13 protein-coding genes are annotated in these 16,581 nt (G+C 36.9%); 1 reads left to right on the top strand and 12 read right to left on the bottom strand.

Features of this window, described 5'->3' with window-relative positions:
- On the bottom strand, positions 1–1,362 hold the full coding sequence (locus BWD162_RS00335; RefSeq protein ID WP_078706097.1) for a pseudouridine synthase: 1,362 nt from the start codon (positions 1,360–1,362) through the stop codon (positions 1–3).
- A gap of 274 nt (positions 1,363–1,636) precedes the next feature.
- Here BWD162_RS00335 and BWD162_RS00330 point away from each other — a divergent pair, with 274 nt between their 5' ends.
- Positions 1,637–2,083, top strand: a complete 447-nt coding sequence (locus tag BWD162_RS00330) for a nucleoside deaminase (RefSeq protein ID WP_078704949.1) — start codon at positions 1,637–1,639, stop codon at positions 2,081–2,083.
- A gap of 53 nt (positions 2,084–2,136) precedes the next feature.
- Here BWD162_RS00330 and BWD162_RS00325 read toward each other — a convergent pair whose 3' ends face one another.
- From BWD162_RS00325 to phoU, 11 genes are all read right to left on the bottom strand, one after another.
- Positions 2,137–2,580 carry a hypothetical protein gene (locus BWD162_RS00325; RefSeq protein ID WP_236824118.1) on the bottom strand — a complete coding sequence of 148 codons (444 nt, stop codon included), beginning with the start codon at positions 2,578–2,580 and terminating at the stop codon, positions 2,137–2,139.
- Positions 2,581–2,843: 263 nt separating this feature from the next.
- Complete coding sequence (ileS, locus tag BWD162_RS00320; RefSeq protein WP_078704947.1) at positions 2,844–5,759, bottom strand: isoleucine--tRNA ligase; 2,916 nt, start codon at positions 5,757–5,759, stop codon at positions 2,844–2,846.
- A gap of 255 nt (positions 5,760–6,014) precedes the next feature.
- Positions 6,015–6,893, bottom strand: coding sequence for an outer membrane protein (locus BWD162_RS00315; protein ID WP_078704946.1), 879 nt, complete (start codon positions 6,891–6,893; stop codon positions 6,015–6,017).
- 182 nt (positions 6,894–7,075) lie between these two features.
- Complete coding sequence (locus BWD162_RS00310) at positions 7,076–7,963, bottom strand: outer membrane protein (RefSeq protein ID WP_078704945.1); 888 nt, start codon at positions 7,961–7,963, stop codon at positions 7,076–7,078.
- 148 nt (positions 7,964–8,111) lie between these two features.
- Positions 8,112–8,930, bottom strand: a complete 819-nt coding sequence (locus BWD162_RS00305) for an outer membrane protein (protein ID WP_078704944.1) — start codon at positions 8,928–8,930, stop codon at positions 8,112–8,114.
- 1,008 nt (positions 8,931–9,938) lie between these two features.
- On the bottom strand, positions 9,939–10,073 hold the full coding sequence (locus BWD162_RS08045; protein WP_257787963.1) for a hypothetical protein: 135 nt from the start codon (positions 10,071–10,073) through the stop codon (positions 9,939–9,941).
- An 897-nt stretch (positions 10,074–10,970) separates the two neighbouring features.
- Positions 10,971–11,591 (bottom strand): ribonuclease D, encoded by a 621-nt coding sequence (locus BWD162_RS00300; protein ID WP_078704943.1) that lies wholly within the window; start codon positions 11,589–11,591, stop codon positions 10,971–10,973.
- Positions 11,563–12,978 (bottom strand): M20/M25/M40 family metallo-hydrolase, encoded by a 1,416-nt coding sequence (locus BWD162_RS00295; RefSeq protein ID WP_078704942.1) that lies wholly within the window; start codon positions 12,976–12,978, stop codon positions 11,563–11,565. Before BWD162_RS00295 ends, BWD162_RS00300 begins: the two co-directional genes overlap by 29 nt.
- 71 nt (positions 12,979–13,049) lie before the next feature.
- The gene (gene mutM, locus BWD162_RS00290; protein ID WP_078704941.1) at positions 13,050–13,925 is read right to left on the bottom strand and encodes a bifunctional DNA-formamidopyrimidine glycosylase/DNA-(apurinic or apyrimidinic site) lyase; all 876 of its coding nucleotides are present in this window, start codon (positions 13,923–13,925) and stop codon (positions 13,050–13,052) included.
- Positions 13,926–14,739: 814 nt separating this feature from the next.
- Positions 14,740–15,579 carry a cell wall hydrolase gene (locus tag BWD162_RS00285; RefSeq protein ID WP_078704940.1) on the bottom strand — a complete coding sequence of 280 codons (840 nt, stop codon included), beginning with the start codon at positions 15,577–15,579 and terminating at the stop codon, positions 14,740–14,742.
- A 275-nt stretch (positions 15,580–15,854) separates the two neighbouring features.
- Complete coding sequence (gene phoU, locus BWD162_RS00280; RefSeq protein ID WP_078704939.1) at positions 15,855–16,577, bottom strand: phosphate signaling complex protein PhoU; 723 nt, start codon at positions 16,575–16,577, stop codon at positions 15,855–15,857.
- Between the last annotated feature and the right edge of the window lie 4 nt (positions 16,578–16,581).

The following is a 16,581-nucleotide window of genomic DNA, read 5'->3' as shown; positions in this document are numbered from 1 at the left end:
TCAGTCTCCAGAAAACTTAGATGTTTTTATTCCATTTCTTACAGGTTTAAATTTGTTTACACTAACACTATAAAACTTACGCTTTTGCCTACTATCTGGAAAACGCTTATCATAATCACCCTTGATAACTTTCCCCTTCTTTTTAAAAAGCTGATCTTCCTTGCCAGAAGCGCGTGTTGCATCATAAGGTATTTTGCCACGTTTTTTATTGAAATTAAAAGATTTCTCTTTTTGCAATTGGCCTTCTAGTAATTTTTCTTTTTCTCTACCTGAAAACCTTTTACCAACATAATCACTTGCACGATTATGATAACTATCTTCATTATAGCAAAATTTCTTATGCTCAACCTGTGGACGTACACCAGGAGCCATCCAAACATTAGAATGGCGTGAACGCAGTGGCAAATTCTTTGTTTTACCCATAGATTGTTCATCAGATTTCGTATTCAATCGTACCCGACGACCTTCACAAAAGCCACCTTGCTTTTCATGCCGTGTATCATTTATACGCGAAACAATCTCATTATCACCTGCTAAAACAAGCTTTTTACTGTTTTGTTTTTTTATAGAAACCACAGAATTTGAAAATGGTTTAAGAATAGGAGAATCAAAATCTGCATCGGCTTGTGCAATCAAACGTTCACCTAATTGATCACGCAATACCCTGCCTTTTAACTCACGAACCTCCCCTTTTTCTAAATCAGAGAGTTGAAATGGACCATAAGATATACGAATTAAACGATTAACCGATAACCCTAAAGCTCCTAAAACATTCTTAATTTCACGATTTTTTCCTTCATGCAAAGCTACAGAAAGCCATATATTCGACCCCTGCTCACGTTCAATTAATGCTTCAATCGAACCATAAAAAATACCCTTAATCGCAATACCATTTTTAAGGCTATCAAGCTTACTCTGTTTAATTTTTCCGTGGGCACGTACACGATATTTTCGCACCCACCCCGTTATAGGGAGCTCTAATATACGCGCTAAACCACCATCATTAGTCAACAACAAAAGCCCTTCTGTATTAATATCAAGCCGACCCACAGACAAAACACGGGGCATTTCTTTCGGCAAATTATCAAACACTGTTGGTCTTCCCTCAGGATCACGGTTGGTTGTAACAAATCCTGCCGGTTTGTGATAAAGCCATAACCGTGTTCGTTCCGCAGGAGGCAAAGATTTGCCATCAACTGTAATAACATCAGAACGCGTAACATTAAAAACAGGCGTAGTTACAACTGCCCCATTAACGACAACACGCCCTGCGATAATCATCATTTCTGCATCACGACGCGATGCTATACCAGCACGTGCTAATCTTTTAGCAATCCGCTCACTTTCATTATTTTCATCCATTTTCTTTCTACTCTGCTCCCCCTCAGATTGTTTAGAAAATTTATCACATGCACCATACCGTTTATTCTGAAAAAAGAGAGTAGTACTATCGTTTGTCATTTTCTATCCTCTAACAGCAACAATATGCACTGTTTACTTTCAACTTAACTGTAGACACTTTTAAAGAAATGATAAAATTTCTTTTATCAATAAATTAAGTATAAGACGTTCAATTACTTCACAGCAAATTTCTATAACCATTTGATCACCTATTCTCCTACATAGAAAGAAAAATATGACTCTTACTCCTATGGAAATAGCCCTTTTAGAAGCACAATTGGCAGCAAAGCAAAACGAAATCCCCGTAGGTGCTGTCATTATGCGTGGTAAAATAATCATTGCACGCATCGGAAACTGCATAAAAACTGCATGCGACCCTACAGGACATGCAGAAATACGCGCCATTCGTATAGCTTGTGAAATGCTACAAAGTGAAAGAATTCCTGACTGTGACCTCTATGTAACACTCGAACCTTGTGCTATGTGCGCTGCGGCCATTTCATTTGCACGCATACGACGCCTCTATTACGCAACAAGCGACCCAAAAGGCGGTGCTATTGAACACGGTCCACGCCTTTATCAACAACCAACTTGTCATCACATACCTGAGGTCTATTCTGGTTTCAAAGAAAAAGAAGCAAGTCAATTGCTTAAAGAATTCTTTGCTCAAAAGCGAAATTAAAAACACATTTCATCTTCGCCTCAAACACCTACTCTTTAAACAATAACCCCCTCTTAAAAAGGCCACAAGCTCTTCTTGTCACCAGATTTTGCTTTTCTTGCAGCACGTTTCCTTTTACGCTCTTTTACTGATTCATCGAATCCTTTTTGACCAACGGGTGCAGTTTCTGCTGGTTGACGATAAATTAAAGGCGGCTCACTAAGATCTCTTTGGTAATTTATATATCCCTCACTTGCTGCTTGTCGACGGAACAAATACTTCTTACGTCGTTGTTTCACATTTACTTGTGGGGAGTTTCCTACACTATCCTCTTGAGGCGGAGGTAAAACTGCATGTGAATTTGGCTCTGGATATATAAGCTGCGGACGCGGTTTCATAATAGGCTGATTATTATCCGTTGAATTGGATGGAACAAGGTTCACAATATCATCAACAAATTGCAATGAAACCGCCTTATCTGTCCCATAAGTGGGGGCAGACAAATGACACCCTGCCAAAATAAAGCATACACTGAGGATGCTTATTAATACTATTTTGACTTCACGCTTTTTCACTGCTTATCCATTTTTCAAACGTATGATTCACATTATATCCACTTTAATTGCTGGGGATTAGCTATCTACGTACAAATTTGCTCACCTGTAGACATAATAATGTGTTTTGCACTTAACATAAAAGGCTCCCTTCAGCAATTACAGAATTCACATGATAAAAAACTATTGAATACCGCTTACTTCAATTATTCTAATTTAGAATCTTTTCAATTTTCGTCAAGTTCCTGTAATTCTCGCAAAGCAGCCGCATCACGAGCAGAGACATCAGGATAAGCTGGATCACTCCCAACATCTTGTGTATAACGCCATGATCTGGCACATTTTGCACCTAAAGCCTTACTTGAACATACACCAACACCTTCAACATCATTTAAAATAAAAGCATTTGAAGGTGGTACATCCTCAATAATCGTTAGAGCACTGGTAATACAAATTTCCGCCATATCCAAATTGTCTAACGCTTTCAATAAAACTGGATTAGAAATAAAGACAACAGGTGCTGCTTCTAAAGATGATCCAATACGTTTTTCTGCCCGTTCAAGCTCTAAAGCGCCCGTAACAACTTTCCGAACTTGCCGAACTTTTTTCCAACGCTCAGCTAATACCTCATTTTTCCATTCTTCTGGAGCAGAACGAAATTGCTCTAAATGCACTGAACAACTTTCTGGATAACGCTCCAACCATGCCTCTTCCATTGTAAAAGGTAACATAGGAGCAAGCCACGTTACCATCCGTTCAAAAATCTCACGAACAACCTGTAAAGAAGCTTTACGCTTTTTTGATGAAGGTGCATCACAGTAAAGAGAATCTTTGCGGATATCAAAATAAAATGCAGATAACTCAATGATCGAAAAATCTAATAATGCACGCATAATTTTTTTAAAATCAAATGCATCGTAGGACTGATTAATCAATTGATCGAGCTCATAAAGCCGATGCAGTATAAACTTTTCAAGATCCGGCATAGCACAATAAGGTATTTCTTCCCCTGCATCATGCGTTAAAGTTCCGAGCATCCAACGAATTGCATTACGCAATTTACGATACAAATCCACATTTGTCTGAAGGATCTTTTTGCCTAAACGCTGATCTTCCCAATAATCAGTCGTCATCACCCAAAGACGAAAAATATCAGCGCCAGAGGTTTTAATGACATCTTGTGGAACAACTGTATTCCCCAAAGATTTAGACATTTTTTTGCCATTCTCATCCAGAGTAAAACCATGTGTAATCACTGTTTTATAAGGTGAGCAAGCACGCGTCCCACAACTTTCCAAAAGAGAAGACTGAAACCAACCACGATGCTGATCCGACCCTTCAAAATAAACATCAGCAGGCCATTTCAAATCAGCACGACCTTCTAAAACAAAACTATGAGTCGACCCAGAATCAAACCAAACATCTAAAATATCACGTACCTGGTGCCAAGACTCATGCACACGTGCACCCAAAAAACGTTCACGCGCCCCTTGTGCAAACCACGCATCTGCACCTTCCGCTTCAAAAGCCTGCAAAATACGCTCATTGACTTGTTCATCTTTAAGAACAACACCATCTTCATTAGCAAAAATACAAATCGGGACACCCCAAGCTCGTTGACGAGAAAGTACCCAATCAGGGCGATCTGCTATCATAGAAGCTAAACGATTTTGACCAGAAGACGGAACAAAACGCGTTATCGAAACAGCCTCTAAAGCTCGACTGCGTAAAGTTGAACCATCACCCAAATCTTTATCCATTGAAATAAACCACTGCGGCGTATTACGAAAAATTACTGGTTTTTTGGAACGCCAACTATGAGGATATGAATGCTTTAAACGACCACGTGCAAATAATCGATCCGCTTGAATTAAAGCATCAATAACCTCTTTATTTGCATTACCCATTTTACCATTATCATCAATAATACGGGCAGCCCCTTCTTTACGTTCTGGCCCAAAACCAGGGGCATCTTTTGTATAAAAACCAGCATCATCAACGGGAAAAGGAATAGCTGTATCGATACCAGTCTGCTCCAATGCAGATTTATAACTATTCCAAATTTCAAAATCCTCACGCCCATGGCTAGGCGCTGTATGGACAAAACCTGTACCAGAACTATCCGTTACATGGGGGCCATCAAGCATCGCAATCTTATAGAGATATCCCCCAGCTAAACCTTTTAATGGGTGGGACAGAACAAGAGATTTAAGTTCATCATCTAAAACAGAGCGCAAACGCTTAAGAACAAGTTTCGCTTTTTCTGCACAACTATCAGCCAAAGCATCAGCAAAAAGAAGTTTTTCACCAGCTTGGGGGCCAAAAGTATTTTCCGCACTCTCAACCTCATAAACACCATAAGAAATCTTAGAAGCATAACTAACTGCACGGCTTCCAGGAATTGTCCATGGTGTTGTTGTCCAAATTACCACAAAGGCATCACATAAATCATGAGTACAAGAGTGTAAAATAGGATATTTAACCCAGATAACCTCAGACTCATGATCGTGATATTCAATCTCTGCCTCAGCCAAAGCCGTGCGCTCCACCACAGACCACATCACAGGCTTTGAGCCACAATAAAGTTGATCTGACATAGCAAATTTTATCAATTCACTAGCAATGCATGCTTCTGCATGAAAAGCCATCGTCGTGTAAGGATTTTTAAAATCTCCAACAATGCCAAGACGTTTAAATTCTTCACTTTGAACGGTGACCCAATATTGTGCAAACTCACGACACTCTTGACGAAATTCGTTAAGGGGTACATCATCTTTATTTCTCCCCTGTGCACGGTATTTTTCTTCAACTTTCCATTCAATCGGAAGCCCATGACAGTCCCACCCAGGAACATAATTTGCATTAAAACCACGCATTTGAAATGAACGCACAACAACATCCTTTAAAACTTTGTTTAAAGCATGCCCAATATGAATATTGCCATTTGCATAAGGCGGACCATCATGGATAACATAAAGTGGACGATCTTTTGCTTGTTGACGCAAGCGAGTATAAAGATCCATCTTTTCCCACCGAGCCATTAATTCTTGCTCTTTTTGCGGCAATCCTGCACGCATAGGAAAATTTGTTTTTGGCAAATAAAGAGTTTTTGAGTAATCTATTGTTTCATTTTTCACAGTCATTGTGAAACGTTCCTGTCCACTTTTATGATTTTATTTCTGCATAATTCCCCTAACCCCTGCAACGATGGTTGTTTAATTTATGCGGAAGGTCGAAATAATAATTCGTATGAAGCAACGATTAAGAAGAAAATATCATCACGCATCAGGGCTTTATCACAAAAACAGCAAAAAAAGAAACCCCAAAATAAATTTATCAAAAAAATAAAGGCCCTACCAAAGACAGAGCCTTTAAAAACTTAAATCTTTTCCAACAAATTAAAATTTGTATGCTACACCAACACGGAAATCATTGGTCTTAAAATCAACTTTAGCGTTGTCATTGATAAATGATTTTTTACAAAAGTCTGAGTAACGGTACTCTGCACGTAACATAACACTATCAGTCATTGCAAAATCAACACCGGCACCAAGAGTGTAGCCAACCATCGTTTTTGAATCTGATAATTCTTCATCAGGTGTTTCAGTGGTTGCGCCTTGAGCTTTTGTTGTAACTGAAGCTTTAATCTGCGAATAAGCAACACCACCAGCAACATAAGGCATAATACGATCAAAAGCAAAACCAAGACGAACGCGTGTAGCACCAGACCATTTATCGCTAAAAGTCACTTCTCTCTTAACTGGTTGACTAACTTTATCCCCAACTTTAATCATTGGATACATGCCTGAAAGTAGAAGGTCGTTTTTCTCTTCATTTTTATCTTGTCCTTCAGTACCTGGTTTTTGTGAGGTTCCCTCTCCATTACCTGGATTTGCAGACACTTCATATGACTTTGACATACTAGCTTTTTTTCCAGACCAAACGATATCTGTGTCAACACCTAAAACAAAGCCATTGCCGAAATCAACGTTAGAACCTGCGTAAAAACCCCCTACAAAACCTGAAAATTTAGGAAATGTCTTATTGTTTCCAAGAATCCCTTGTATGTCACCAGAAGTCTGCACCCAATTACTGTTACTTGAAAAACCACCGATCTGGCCACCAAGGTAAAAACCTGTCCAAGAAAAAGCAGGAGCAACAACAACTTGTGGCAACACTGTGGTTGGTCTTTCCTGAACTGGCATATCTGCTGCTTGAGCTGCAGAAGCTGAAACTAAAGCGAAAATAGACGCTGTTATTACACATTTTATATTCATAACTTACTCCATAGCTAATGTGTGAATACGGAGTTTATATAAATCACATTCGCTAAATATCTGTAGCAAAAAAGACACACTTTTCAATTAAACGCTGAGAGTTCCATTAAAAAATAAATTTATCAAAAAGATAAAGGCCCTGCCAAAGACAGAGCCTTTAAAAATTTAAATTTTTCAACAAATTAGAATTTGTATGCTACACCAACGCGGAAATCATTGGTTTTAAAATCAACCTCAATACTGTCATTGACAAATGTCTTTTTACCAAAGTCTGAGTAACGGTACTCTGCACGTAACATAACACTGTCAGTCATTGCAAAGTCAACACCGGCACCAAGAGTGTAGCCAACCATCGTTTTTGAATCTGACAAGTTTTCAAGAGGTTTCTCTACACTTGTGCTAGGTTTCTCTACACTTGTGCTTTCAACTTTTTGTGCACCTGAAGCTTTAGCGTTTTCTACTGAAGCTTTAAGTTGCGAATAAGCAACACCACCAGCAACATAAGGCATAATACGATCAAAGGCAAAACCAAGACGAACCCGTGTGGCACCAGACCATTTATCGCTAAAAGTCACATTAGAATCAGGTCTTACGCTCTCTGCCGGAACTAGTGGGACTAGTGGGATTGTTTCCTCTCCACGCGCTGCGAATCTTGTCTTATCATTAACCTGAGGTAAACCATCAGTCTGAGGCACAGCATAGCTTATTGATGCTTTGGCTTTTTCTCCAGACCAAACGATATCTGTGTCAACACCTAAAACAAAGCCATTACCGAAATCAACGTTAGAACCTGCGTAAAGCCCCCCTATAAAACCCGAAAACTTAGGAAATGCTTTATCATTTTCAAGAATCTCTTTCTTTGCACCATCAGTTTGTGTTGAGCTGCTCTTACTTGAAAAGCCACCGATTTGACCACCAAGATAAAAACCTGTCCAAGAAAAAGCGGGAGCAACAACAACTTGTGGTAACACTGTTGTTGGTCTTTCCTGAATTGGTATATCCGCTGCTTGAGCTGCAGAAGCTGAAACCAAAGCGAAAATAGACGCTGTTATTACACATTTCATATTCATATAATTTACTCCATAGCTAATGTGTGAATATGGAGCTTATATAAACTACTTTCGCCAAATATCTGTAGTAAAAAAGACACACCCCTCAATTAAACGTTGAGAGTTCCATTAAAAATAGAATTCTTTATCACTTAACCTTAACAAAAGATTACAATTTATATGCCACACCCACACGCAAGTCATGGGTGCTATAACTAACGTTTACCGGATTCTCCATAAATTTCTTTTTACCAAAATCTGAATAACGATATTCTCCACGAAGAATAACATTATCACTTATTGCAAAATTAACCCCCGCACCAAGAGTATAACCAATCATTGCTTTTTTTTCTGCCATTAAATTCAAAGAATTAGCTGAATTAACTAAAAACCAAGGGATGATTTGAAGCTTCGTATAAGCAATGCCACCAGCAATATAAGGCATAATACGACCAGCAGCAAAACCAATACGAATCCGTGTGGCGCCAGCCCATTTTTCCTTACGAGTGGTATTATAAGTTACCTCATTACCTACTTTAACTGAACCAGATTTTTTGTGCCCAAAACGATTAACGAGCGCATTGTGTACAAGAGCTGATTGATCACCAACAATCATCCTCTTTCCAAATTGCACATTCTTTTGGTTAGACAAAACGATGTCCGTATCAACGCTTAAGATAAGGCCATTATCGAGCCTAAGATTAGAACCTACGTAAAAACCACCTATAAAACCTGCAAGATTATGCTTATCGCTCGAAGCCATTTGAGATTTTTTACGAACAGTATTTTTACCAGAAATAACACGAGGACTTATAGAAAGTTTGCCCAATGCCCCACCAATTTGTCCACCAAAATATAAACCTTCCCAAGAAAAAATAGAAGGAATAAAAACTGGCATTGGCTCTTGAATAACCATATAACTCGATGCCCGCACGACAGAAATTAAAGCCAAAGTAAGAGCGCATATAATAATAAGGCATCTTATCATAGATTGATCTCCATAATATGATTCAAAATGTATTTTATAATATTTTATTTCAATTATCTATAGAAAAATAATTTTCAGCTCTTATTAACAATGAAAATACATATTATAGAAATGAATATGATAAGTCATTTATTTGTTTATTATTGATAAAATCAATTCACAGATTTACCAATAGCAGTTTAATCTAAAAAAAATAGTAATAAATAATAGAAAGATATCTGACTATTTGACAGAATAAAAACGTAGCAAACCACCCAACTAATAAAACTATAAATAACAAACTCAGAATCTTTTTAATACATAACAAACTTTATATGTTTAAATACTATACGGCATTGTACCGTTATGTATATCCTTATATTGCTTAATAAATCCCTTTTCCCCTACACTCCATTAACCTGTTCACTATAATACTGAACTCCTCCATTAAATAATTAGGTAGGATAATAAACAGATATTGGCTCTTAAAATAAGCACACCATCAAAATAGAGGCAAAACCTTTTCAACGTCTCAACAAATGAGATTTTACAAGTCACAAAAGCCCAATAATCGTGTAGCAAACCGTAAATTTAAAGCTCTCGTTTAAGCGCTTACCGAAATTTAAAACTCATATTTCGCACAAATAACAATTGTTAAGAATCACCCTCCTATCAACCACAGCAGAAACGTAAATAAATAGCGCTTTTAGTGTTATTGGTTAAATAACTAGAAATGCCGATCATTCATTTCTACTGATTGATTAAACTTAAAATAATACTCTAAAATCCGAGATAGCTAATAACGCAAACAACATCAAATAAGACACAGGAAAATGCAAATACACTTACCTCACTTTCATTATTTTTGTTTACAATATCAATGAAACCGCTTCACTATTGACTAAAAATTCAATGACTGTATTTTCGACCACACTGTTGAATGTTGTGATCTTCTACTTAATGATATCAGATTTTGTCTGATTCTATTACTTCCAATTAAAGAAACTACATAGCCCTGCCCATAATCTGTTATTCATTTATTTTGACTAAACAAGAAATATTTAGAAAAGCATCATCCATAAAATTACTGTCCTGCTTACCAAAATGCAAAGCTGTAGAAGCAAAAGTGTTAGCACTAGATATTGCTAACACTCTCACACTCATAAGATTAGCTCCCTGAACGAAAAGGATTGAACCAAAAGTGAAAAAATACGAACCCAAGACGTTTTATATTCAATAGATTAATCTCCAATATAAAATATCCAAAACGGATTTTATATATAATCACTTCATTTCAAATATCCATAGAAAAATTAAGAAAAAAGTGAAAGATTCACTAAAATAGGGCATTTAAAACAATGTAATCCTATATAATGAGAGTTATGTACAGTGATACCAACATAAAAAGCATTGATTTGATAACCAATATGGAACTCCATTTTTGCAAATTTTTTTCCTAAAATTCAAATATTAATCTTTTTGTACAACGATAATTTTATCGATTACTGAATATTCAATACCGGTCCAAATCTATAATTAAGTAATATCCTTATATTTCACCCATTGCCCACAATGAACTTATAATGCCTTTGTGTATTTCAAATTTTAAAAACACCTTGAAACTGCGCATAACTACGCTTCCGCGAGAATAAGCATTAATGCGTGATTAGGAGCAAACAAAACTACCCACAAGTTATTCTCGTCCACTTCTTTAGAAAAATTACCACTATAGCTATAGCACCAACAATAACTCTTGGAAATATTTATATATCTGACCTTCAACATACATTAATAGCCCCTATTTCTATTTACTGCTATAGGCCTATAAACTTGTTTTGTATCTTTGCAACCTCACATAAGAGCAGGTCTTATAACAAAAGAGTACATATTCATGATATAATTTTCAAATCAAATAGATTGATTATAAAAATTGTTCTATAAAATTCTTAAGCAGCGACACATTGAAAAATAGGCAAATAAAAAAATGCCCGCAAAAACAGGCATTTTATTCTATTACACTAACAAAACTTCTTCTGCTTAGATTAAAAACAATTTTAAAACTTAGCTATGTGCAAAAATATCAGTTTCTGGCCATCCCAAAAGATCGAGTTTCGCTCTTGTCGGTAAAAATTGAAAACACGCCTTTGCAACATTCTCTCGTTCTTCTCGCTTTAAACGTGTTTCAAACACACTTTTCAAACGATGTAGATATAAAACATCAGATGCCGCATATTCAATTTGTGCACGTGATAAAGTTTCTGTCGCCCAATCTGAGGATTGTTGCTGTTTAGAAATATTAATATTCAGCAATTCGCTACAAATCTCCTTCAAACCATGCCGATCAGTATAAGTACGCGTAAGTTTTGAGGCAATCTTTGTACAAAAGACAACATCTGGCATAATTCCAAAAGTATGCGCTAAAATGGCAAGATCAAAACGCCCAAAATGGAATATTTTAGTAATTGTATTATCTTCAAGCAATTTGACCAAATTAGGAGCATCATTTTGCCCTTTAGCAATTTGTATAATATCAGCAGTGCCATCCCCAGAAGAAAGCTGAACAACACACAAGCGATCACGATACGGTTGCAACCCTAAAGTTTCAGTATCAACCGCAATAGCATCAACGTGATAATTGTCCAAATTTGGCAAATCACCTTGATGAACACGAATTTCTGTCATTTATTCTCCTATTCGCGAAAGTCTCAAGAATACGCGCCCAAGACCGTTGCCCTTTATGAAACGACTTTAAATTATATTTTTCATTAGGTGAATGAATACGATCATCAGCCAATGCAAATCCAACCAACACGCTTTCCATACCAAGAATTGATTGAAAGCTTCCAACAATTGAAATTGAACCACCCATAGCAATTAATAAAGCAGGATTATTCCATTCTTGTGATAAAGCATCTTTTGCTGCTTCAACAAAAGGTGAATCATGAGATAACTGAACAGCTGGATAAGCACCATGGTCTTTAAATGTAACTGTACAATCTGCCGGAATAAGGCTACGCACATAATTACGAAAAGCCTGACGTATTTTTTCAGGATCTTGTTTATGAACCAAGCGAAAGGAAACTTTTGCACTGGCTTGAGAAGGAATAACCGTTTTAAACCCTTCACCTGCATACCCCCCACTAATACCATTGATTTCCGCTGTAGGACGAGCCCATATTTGTTCTAAAATACTACGCCCCTTTTCGCCAGCAGCAACAGAAAGACCAAAGGGACGAAGCTGCGCTTCTGCACTACTATTAAGCTCATTCCATGATTGCAAAACTTGTGGAGGTGTTTCTTCTACACCATCATAAAACCCAGGAAGCGTCACTCTACTATTTTCATCATGAAGCCCACCTAAAATTTTAGTTAAAATACGAAGAGGATTGGCTACTGCCCCTCCAAAAGCGCCAGAATGTAAATCACAATTAGCTCCCGTGATAATAACTTCTTCTGTCAACAACCCCCGAAGACCGATACAAACTGAAGGTGTATTTGCATCCCACATTGGTGTATCACAAACAAATGCACAATCAGCCTTAAGTTCATCAGCATTTGCCTTTAAAAAAGGAATAAGTGAAGGAGAGCTACTTTCTTCTTCACCTTCCAATAAAACTGTGACCTTAACAGGAAGCTGGCCTGTTTCCTTCTTAAACGCACGACAAGCTTCAATAAAAGTCATAAGCTGACCTTTATCATCTGAAGCACCACGGGCACAAATAATCTTTTCTCCATTCCGTTCTTTTAAAGAAGGGTCAAATGGATCATCATTCCATAAATTTAAGGGGTCAACTGGTTGAACATCATAATGCCCATAAAACAGAACATGCAAACAGTCATCTGAAGGTCCTGGATGATGCCCAATAACCATTGGGTGGCCAGGTGTATCACGGCGTGAAGCATCAAAGCCTATAGTTTTTAAATCTTCCACCAGCCAATCAGCTGCTTGACGGCATGCATCCTTATACGCTGGATCTGTAGAAATTGAATGAAAACGTAAAAGAGAAAAAAGGCGTTCAAGACTCTTATCTATATTTTCATCAAGATGTATAAGCACTTTATCAAGCATAAAAATCTCTCCATTCTAACGAAAGTTATTTACGACTTTAAGCTTGTTGTAAGATTTTGCAAGATGTTTATTCATTTTTGACACTTTGGGCAGTAAAAGCTTGAGCGCCCAGCCTGCAAAATACGTACAATAGGTACCCCACATTGCAAACATTCCTTTCCTTCTCGTCCATAAACCGAAAAATTGTGCTGGAAATAACCAAGTGAACCATCTGTATGTACATAATCACGTAAAGAAGATCCACCAGCAATTATCGCTTCAGAAATCACAGCACATATATTTTGTGCCAAACGATTTGCAAATTCGTATGCACGCGCGCTCTTTAATGCCAATGTAAACGCACTACGCTGTGGAGATAAACGGCTACGCCAAAGCGCTTCGCAAACATAAATATTCCCAAGTCCTGCAATAATAGACTGATCAAGCAAAGCAGTTTTAAGAGATGTTTTCTTATTGATAAAAGCCTTTTGCAAATAAGAACTAGAAAGCGCATCTTCCACAGGTTCAACCCCTAATTTCTTTAAAAGCGGGTGTTCATCAAGCTTTATTGTGTTTATTAAAAGCATAAAACCAAAACGACGAGCATCATTATAAATGATACGGTAAACGTTACTATCTTTTGCTCTAACGTCCATTATAAAATGATCATGTGCAACTAATTTACCCATAGAAGCGTACTCTTTTTTTAAAAGCCTACCTTCTATGCGCCACGTTCCTGACATTCCCATATGACCTAAAATTGTTTCATTCTGTGAGAGGTGAAACAATAAATATTTTGCACGTCGATCAAGTTTTACAATCTTTCTACCTACAAGCTTCTTAGAAAACTCTTCTGGAAAAGGAAATCGCAAATTTTTACGATTAAGTGTTACAGATATAATCTGTGCACCAATCAAAACTGGTTCAAGCCCACGACGAACTGTTTCTACTTCAGGAAGTTCCGGCATTTATCTTCCTAAGATATAATGCATCTTCAAATAAAACACTCCTGAAATCTATCATATTAACTCAATTTCTCCTAACAAAACACTAGGAACTATCATACCAATTTGAGTAAGACTATCTATGTTGATTACCCCTTCCCGATTATCCAAATCAACTAAAGCACATGCTTATAGTTACAATGCATTGCAATCTCTTTCACTATAAACAATACTCTACTAAAAGGCATTTGAAAGAACATTTTCTAAAGAAACGTAACATGTAGTATTTTCATCAACAAGCTATTATGAATAATAATAAATTTCTTTTAAAATAAGCAAAAAATTTGTAACAAGAGCGATATCATCTCATCTAATTAATTAAATTTCTTATTATTTTGATCATTTTTTGATTTATTGAAGCACATGCATCAACAACACACCTCACTTTAAAACGTACTCAACATTACTAATCAATACTCTTCTGATAGGAAAGTAGCTTCATAGAATAGATAAAACCTCTAACCTTATAAATACGAGGAGAGCTTTAATACTTCTTCAGAAGAAATATGAAGATTATAGATAACGCTATTTTACGTGATAGAAGTCTCTCCTCTCTTTTTAACCCATCTGTTAAACGAGCAGCTAAATTAGTATCTGACTCTGTAAAACATAAAGCAGCAAAACGCTATTTATTAATAGATAAAACGGGGTCTTCCCTTTCTCGTAGCTTAAGCCATACTCTCTACCGTAACTTCTAAAATAATAAAGCATTTTACGCGAAATTATCGTATAAATGCCACAACACATTACTTATTAACCCTTCTAAATTATGAAAAAACTACCGGGATCTGTATTGTTTTTCCAACATTGCAACAACTGTATTTAACTTATCCAATGATGGCACAGTATATGCTATAATCGGTGTAGTTTCCTGTATCTTAGCAATACAATTAGGTGCAGGCGTAGGAATAGGGATCATGTCAGATTGCGTAACAACAAAAGGTGTAGGATTGGCTTGCGCAACTTCTATTGAAGTAGATGCTATTTGCACCTCTTCTACTCTTGTTCCCCTGTTTTTTAAACCCATATCTATAAAATTTGGTACATCGCCCTGATCTTGAGCAAAAGCAAAAGCAACATTATAAGGACGATCATTAACGGGAACCTGAAGTGATCCATCACGCGCCCGCTTCTCATAAAAAGCGTTGCCTCCGGCGACACGAACATAATGCATATTCTTATAGGGAAAAGACAACCCAGCGGTATGAAAAAACATAGCGTTTTTACTCTTCTTATCTCGTTCACCACGTAAAACAGCATCTGCAGCCTCTTTAACACGAGCAACAGATGCTCGCTCAGTCATAGGACGCGTTAAAACACCAGGAGCAAATTGTTTGGGCTGACCAACGACCTCACAAATCGTTTTCGGATAAGCACTTGAATTAACACGGTTCATAACAACCGTTCCGACTGCAATCATTCCCTCACGGCTTGAACGATTTGATTCAAAATACATTGCACGCATAAGACATTGACGCTCCGTCAATGAAGGTGCTGCCACTTTAGTTACTTGATTATTGGGCACCTTTTTAACGTTTAAATGCTTTGATGCGCAACTCACAGTAACTAGCGGTATTATAGAAACGGCAATACATACAACCCATCGATTCTTTTTCATTTTGTACAGTAAATTCATATATTTTCAAAACATTCAAAATTTAAATAAGTTTTTATGCAATTAAATGGCATTACACTGTTAATTATTTACTTATCAAATAAATAATTAACAGTGTAATAAGGACTAAAAGAAATTTACACGAAAAAACAATAAGAAAAGCTTAATTTAAAGTACATCTTCTTCTTTTAATTATCATTCAATGTACCTGCTCGATTTACATATCTAAGGTTAGATCATCCATTAAATATCACACTTTGCAAATATGATTCAAAACTTCAATCTGCTTTCTTATCACCTACTCTAACTGTATACGTAAGATCATCACGAGGACGATCAAAAGACATATGCTGGCCCGTTATAATATAATGCAGCGTTTCAGCAATATTGGTGACATGATCACCAATCCGTTCAATACTCTTTACACAAAAAAGCAAATGCGTACAAACTGCAACATTCTGTATATCTTCTGTCATATAATTCAAAAGCTCACGAAAAAGAGAAGTATACAAAGCATCAATTTCATTATCACGCTCGCGTACCACATCAATACGATCTAACAAGCGTTTGGTATAAGCGTCCAGCACTTCCTTTAACTGATTGAGTGCCAAAATTGTAATCGTTTCAAGTTTACAGTAAAAAGCTTCAGGTTGGCGTATTTCTGAAATAGCAGCTGCCCGTTTAGCAATGTTTTTTGCCATATCCCCAATTCGCTCAAGATCAGAAGAAATGCGAATAGCACCAACAATTTCACGCAAATCAACAGCCATCGGTTGGCGTTTACAAATAATAGTAATCGCTTTTTCATCAATGTCGCGTTCTGCTTCATCCAAAAATAAATCATCAGCAATAACCGTAGTAGCAAGCTGAAAATCATTACGAACAATTGATGCTATAGAACGCTCAATCATTCTTTCTGCGTAACCACCCATTTCCACAATCTTTTCCGCCAAATATTTTAACTCTGCATCATAAGAACGGACAGTATGGTTTATAGGCATCTTT

The sequence above is a fragment of the Bartonella sp. WD16.2 genome (assembly GCF_002022505.1).
In the GTDB taxonomy this organism is placed as follows: Bacteria; Pseudomonadota; Alphaproteobacteria; order Rhizobiales; family Rhizobiaceae; genus Bartonella.
This window is presented reverse-complemented; position numbering and strand designations above follow the sequence as displayed.

Bases quoted from the DNA above. Each gene is read 5' to 3' on its own strand.
- BWD162_RS00330 (WP_078704949.1), top strand. From the start codon at position 1,637: ATGACTCTTACTCCTATGGAAATAGCCCTTTTAGAAGCACAATTGGCA.
- BWD162_RS00335 (WP_078706097.1), bottom strand. From the start codon at position 1,362: ATGGATGAAAATAATGAAAGTGAGCGGATTGCTAAAAGATTAGCACGT.
- phoU (WP_078704939.1), bottom strand. From the start codon at position 16,577: ATGCCTATAAACCATACTGTCCGTTCTTATGATGCAGAGTTAAAATAT.
- BWD162_RS00295 (WP_078704942.1), bottom strand. From the start codon at position 12,978: ATGCTTGATAAAGTGCTTATACATCTTGATGAAAATATAGATAAGAGT.
- BWD162_RS00315 (WP_078704946.1), bottom strand. From the start codon at position 6,893: ATGAATATAAAATGTGTAATAACAGCGTCTATTTTCGCTTTAGTTTCA.
- BWD162_RS00285 (WP_078704940.1), bottom strand. From the start codon at position 15,579: ATGAAAAAGAATCGATGGGTTGTATGTATTGCCGTTTCTATAATACCG.
- mutM (WP_078704941.1), bottom strand. From the start codon at position 13,925: ATGCCGGAACTTCCTGAAGTAGAAACAGTTCGTCGTGGGCTTGAACCA.
- BWD162_RS00310 (WP_078704945.1), bottom strand. From the start codon at position 7,963: ATGAATATGAAATGTGTAATAACAGCGTCTATTTTCGCTTTGGTTTCA.
- BWD162_RS08045 (WP_257787963.1), bottom strand. From the start codon at position 10,073: ATGAGTGTGAGAGTGTTAGCAATATCTAGTGCTAACACTTTTGCTTCT.
- ileS (WP_078704947.1), bottom strand. From the start codon at position 5,759: ATGACTGTGAAAAATGAAACAATAGATTACTCAAAAACTCTTTATTTG.
- BWD162_RS00305 (WP_078704944.1), bottom strand. From the start codon at position 8,930: ATGATAAGATGCCTTATTATTATATGCGCTCTTACTTTGGCTTTAATT.
- BWD162_RS00300 (WP_078704943.1), bottom strand. From the start codon at position 11,591: ATGACAGAAATTCGTGTTCATCAAGGTGATTTGCCAAATTTGGACAAT.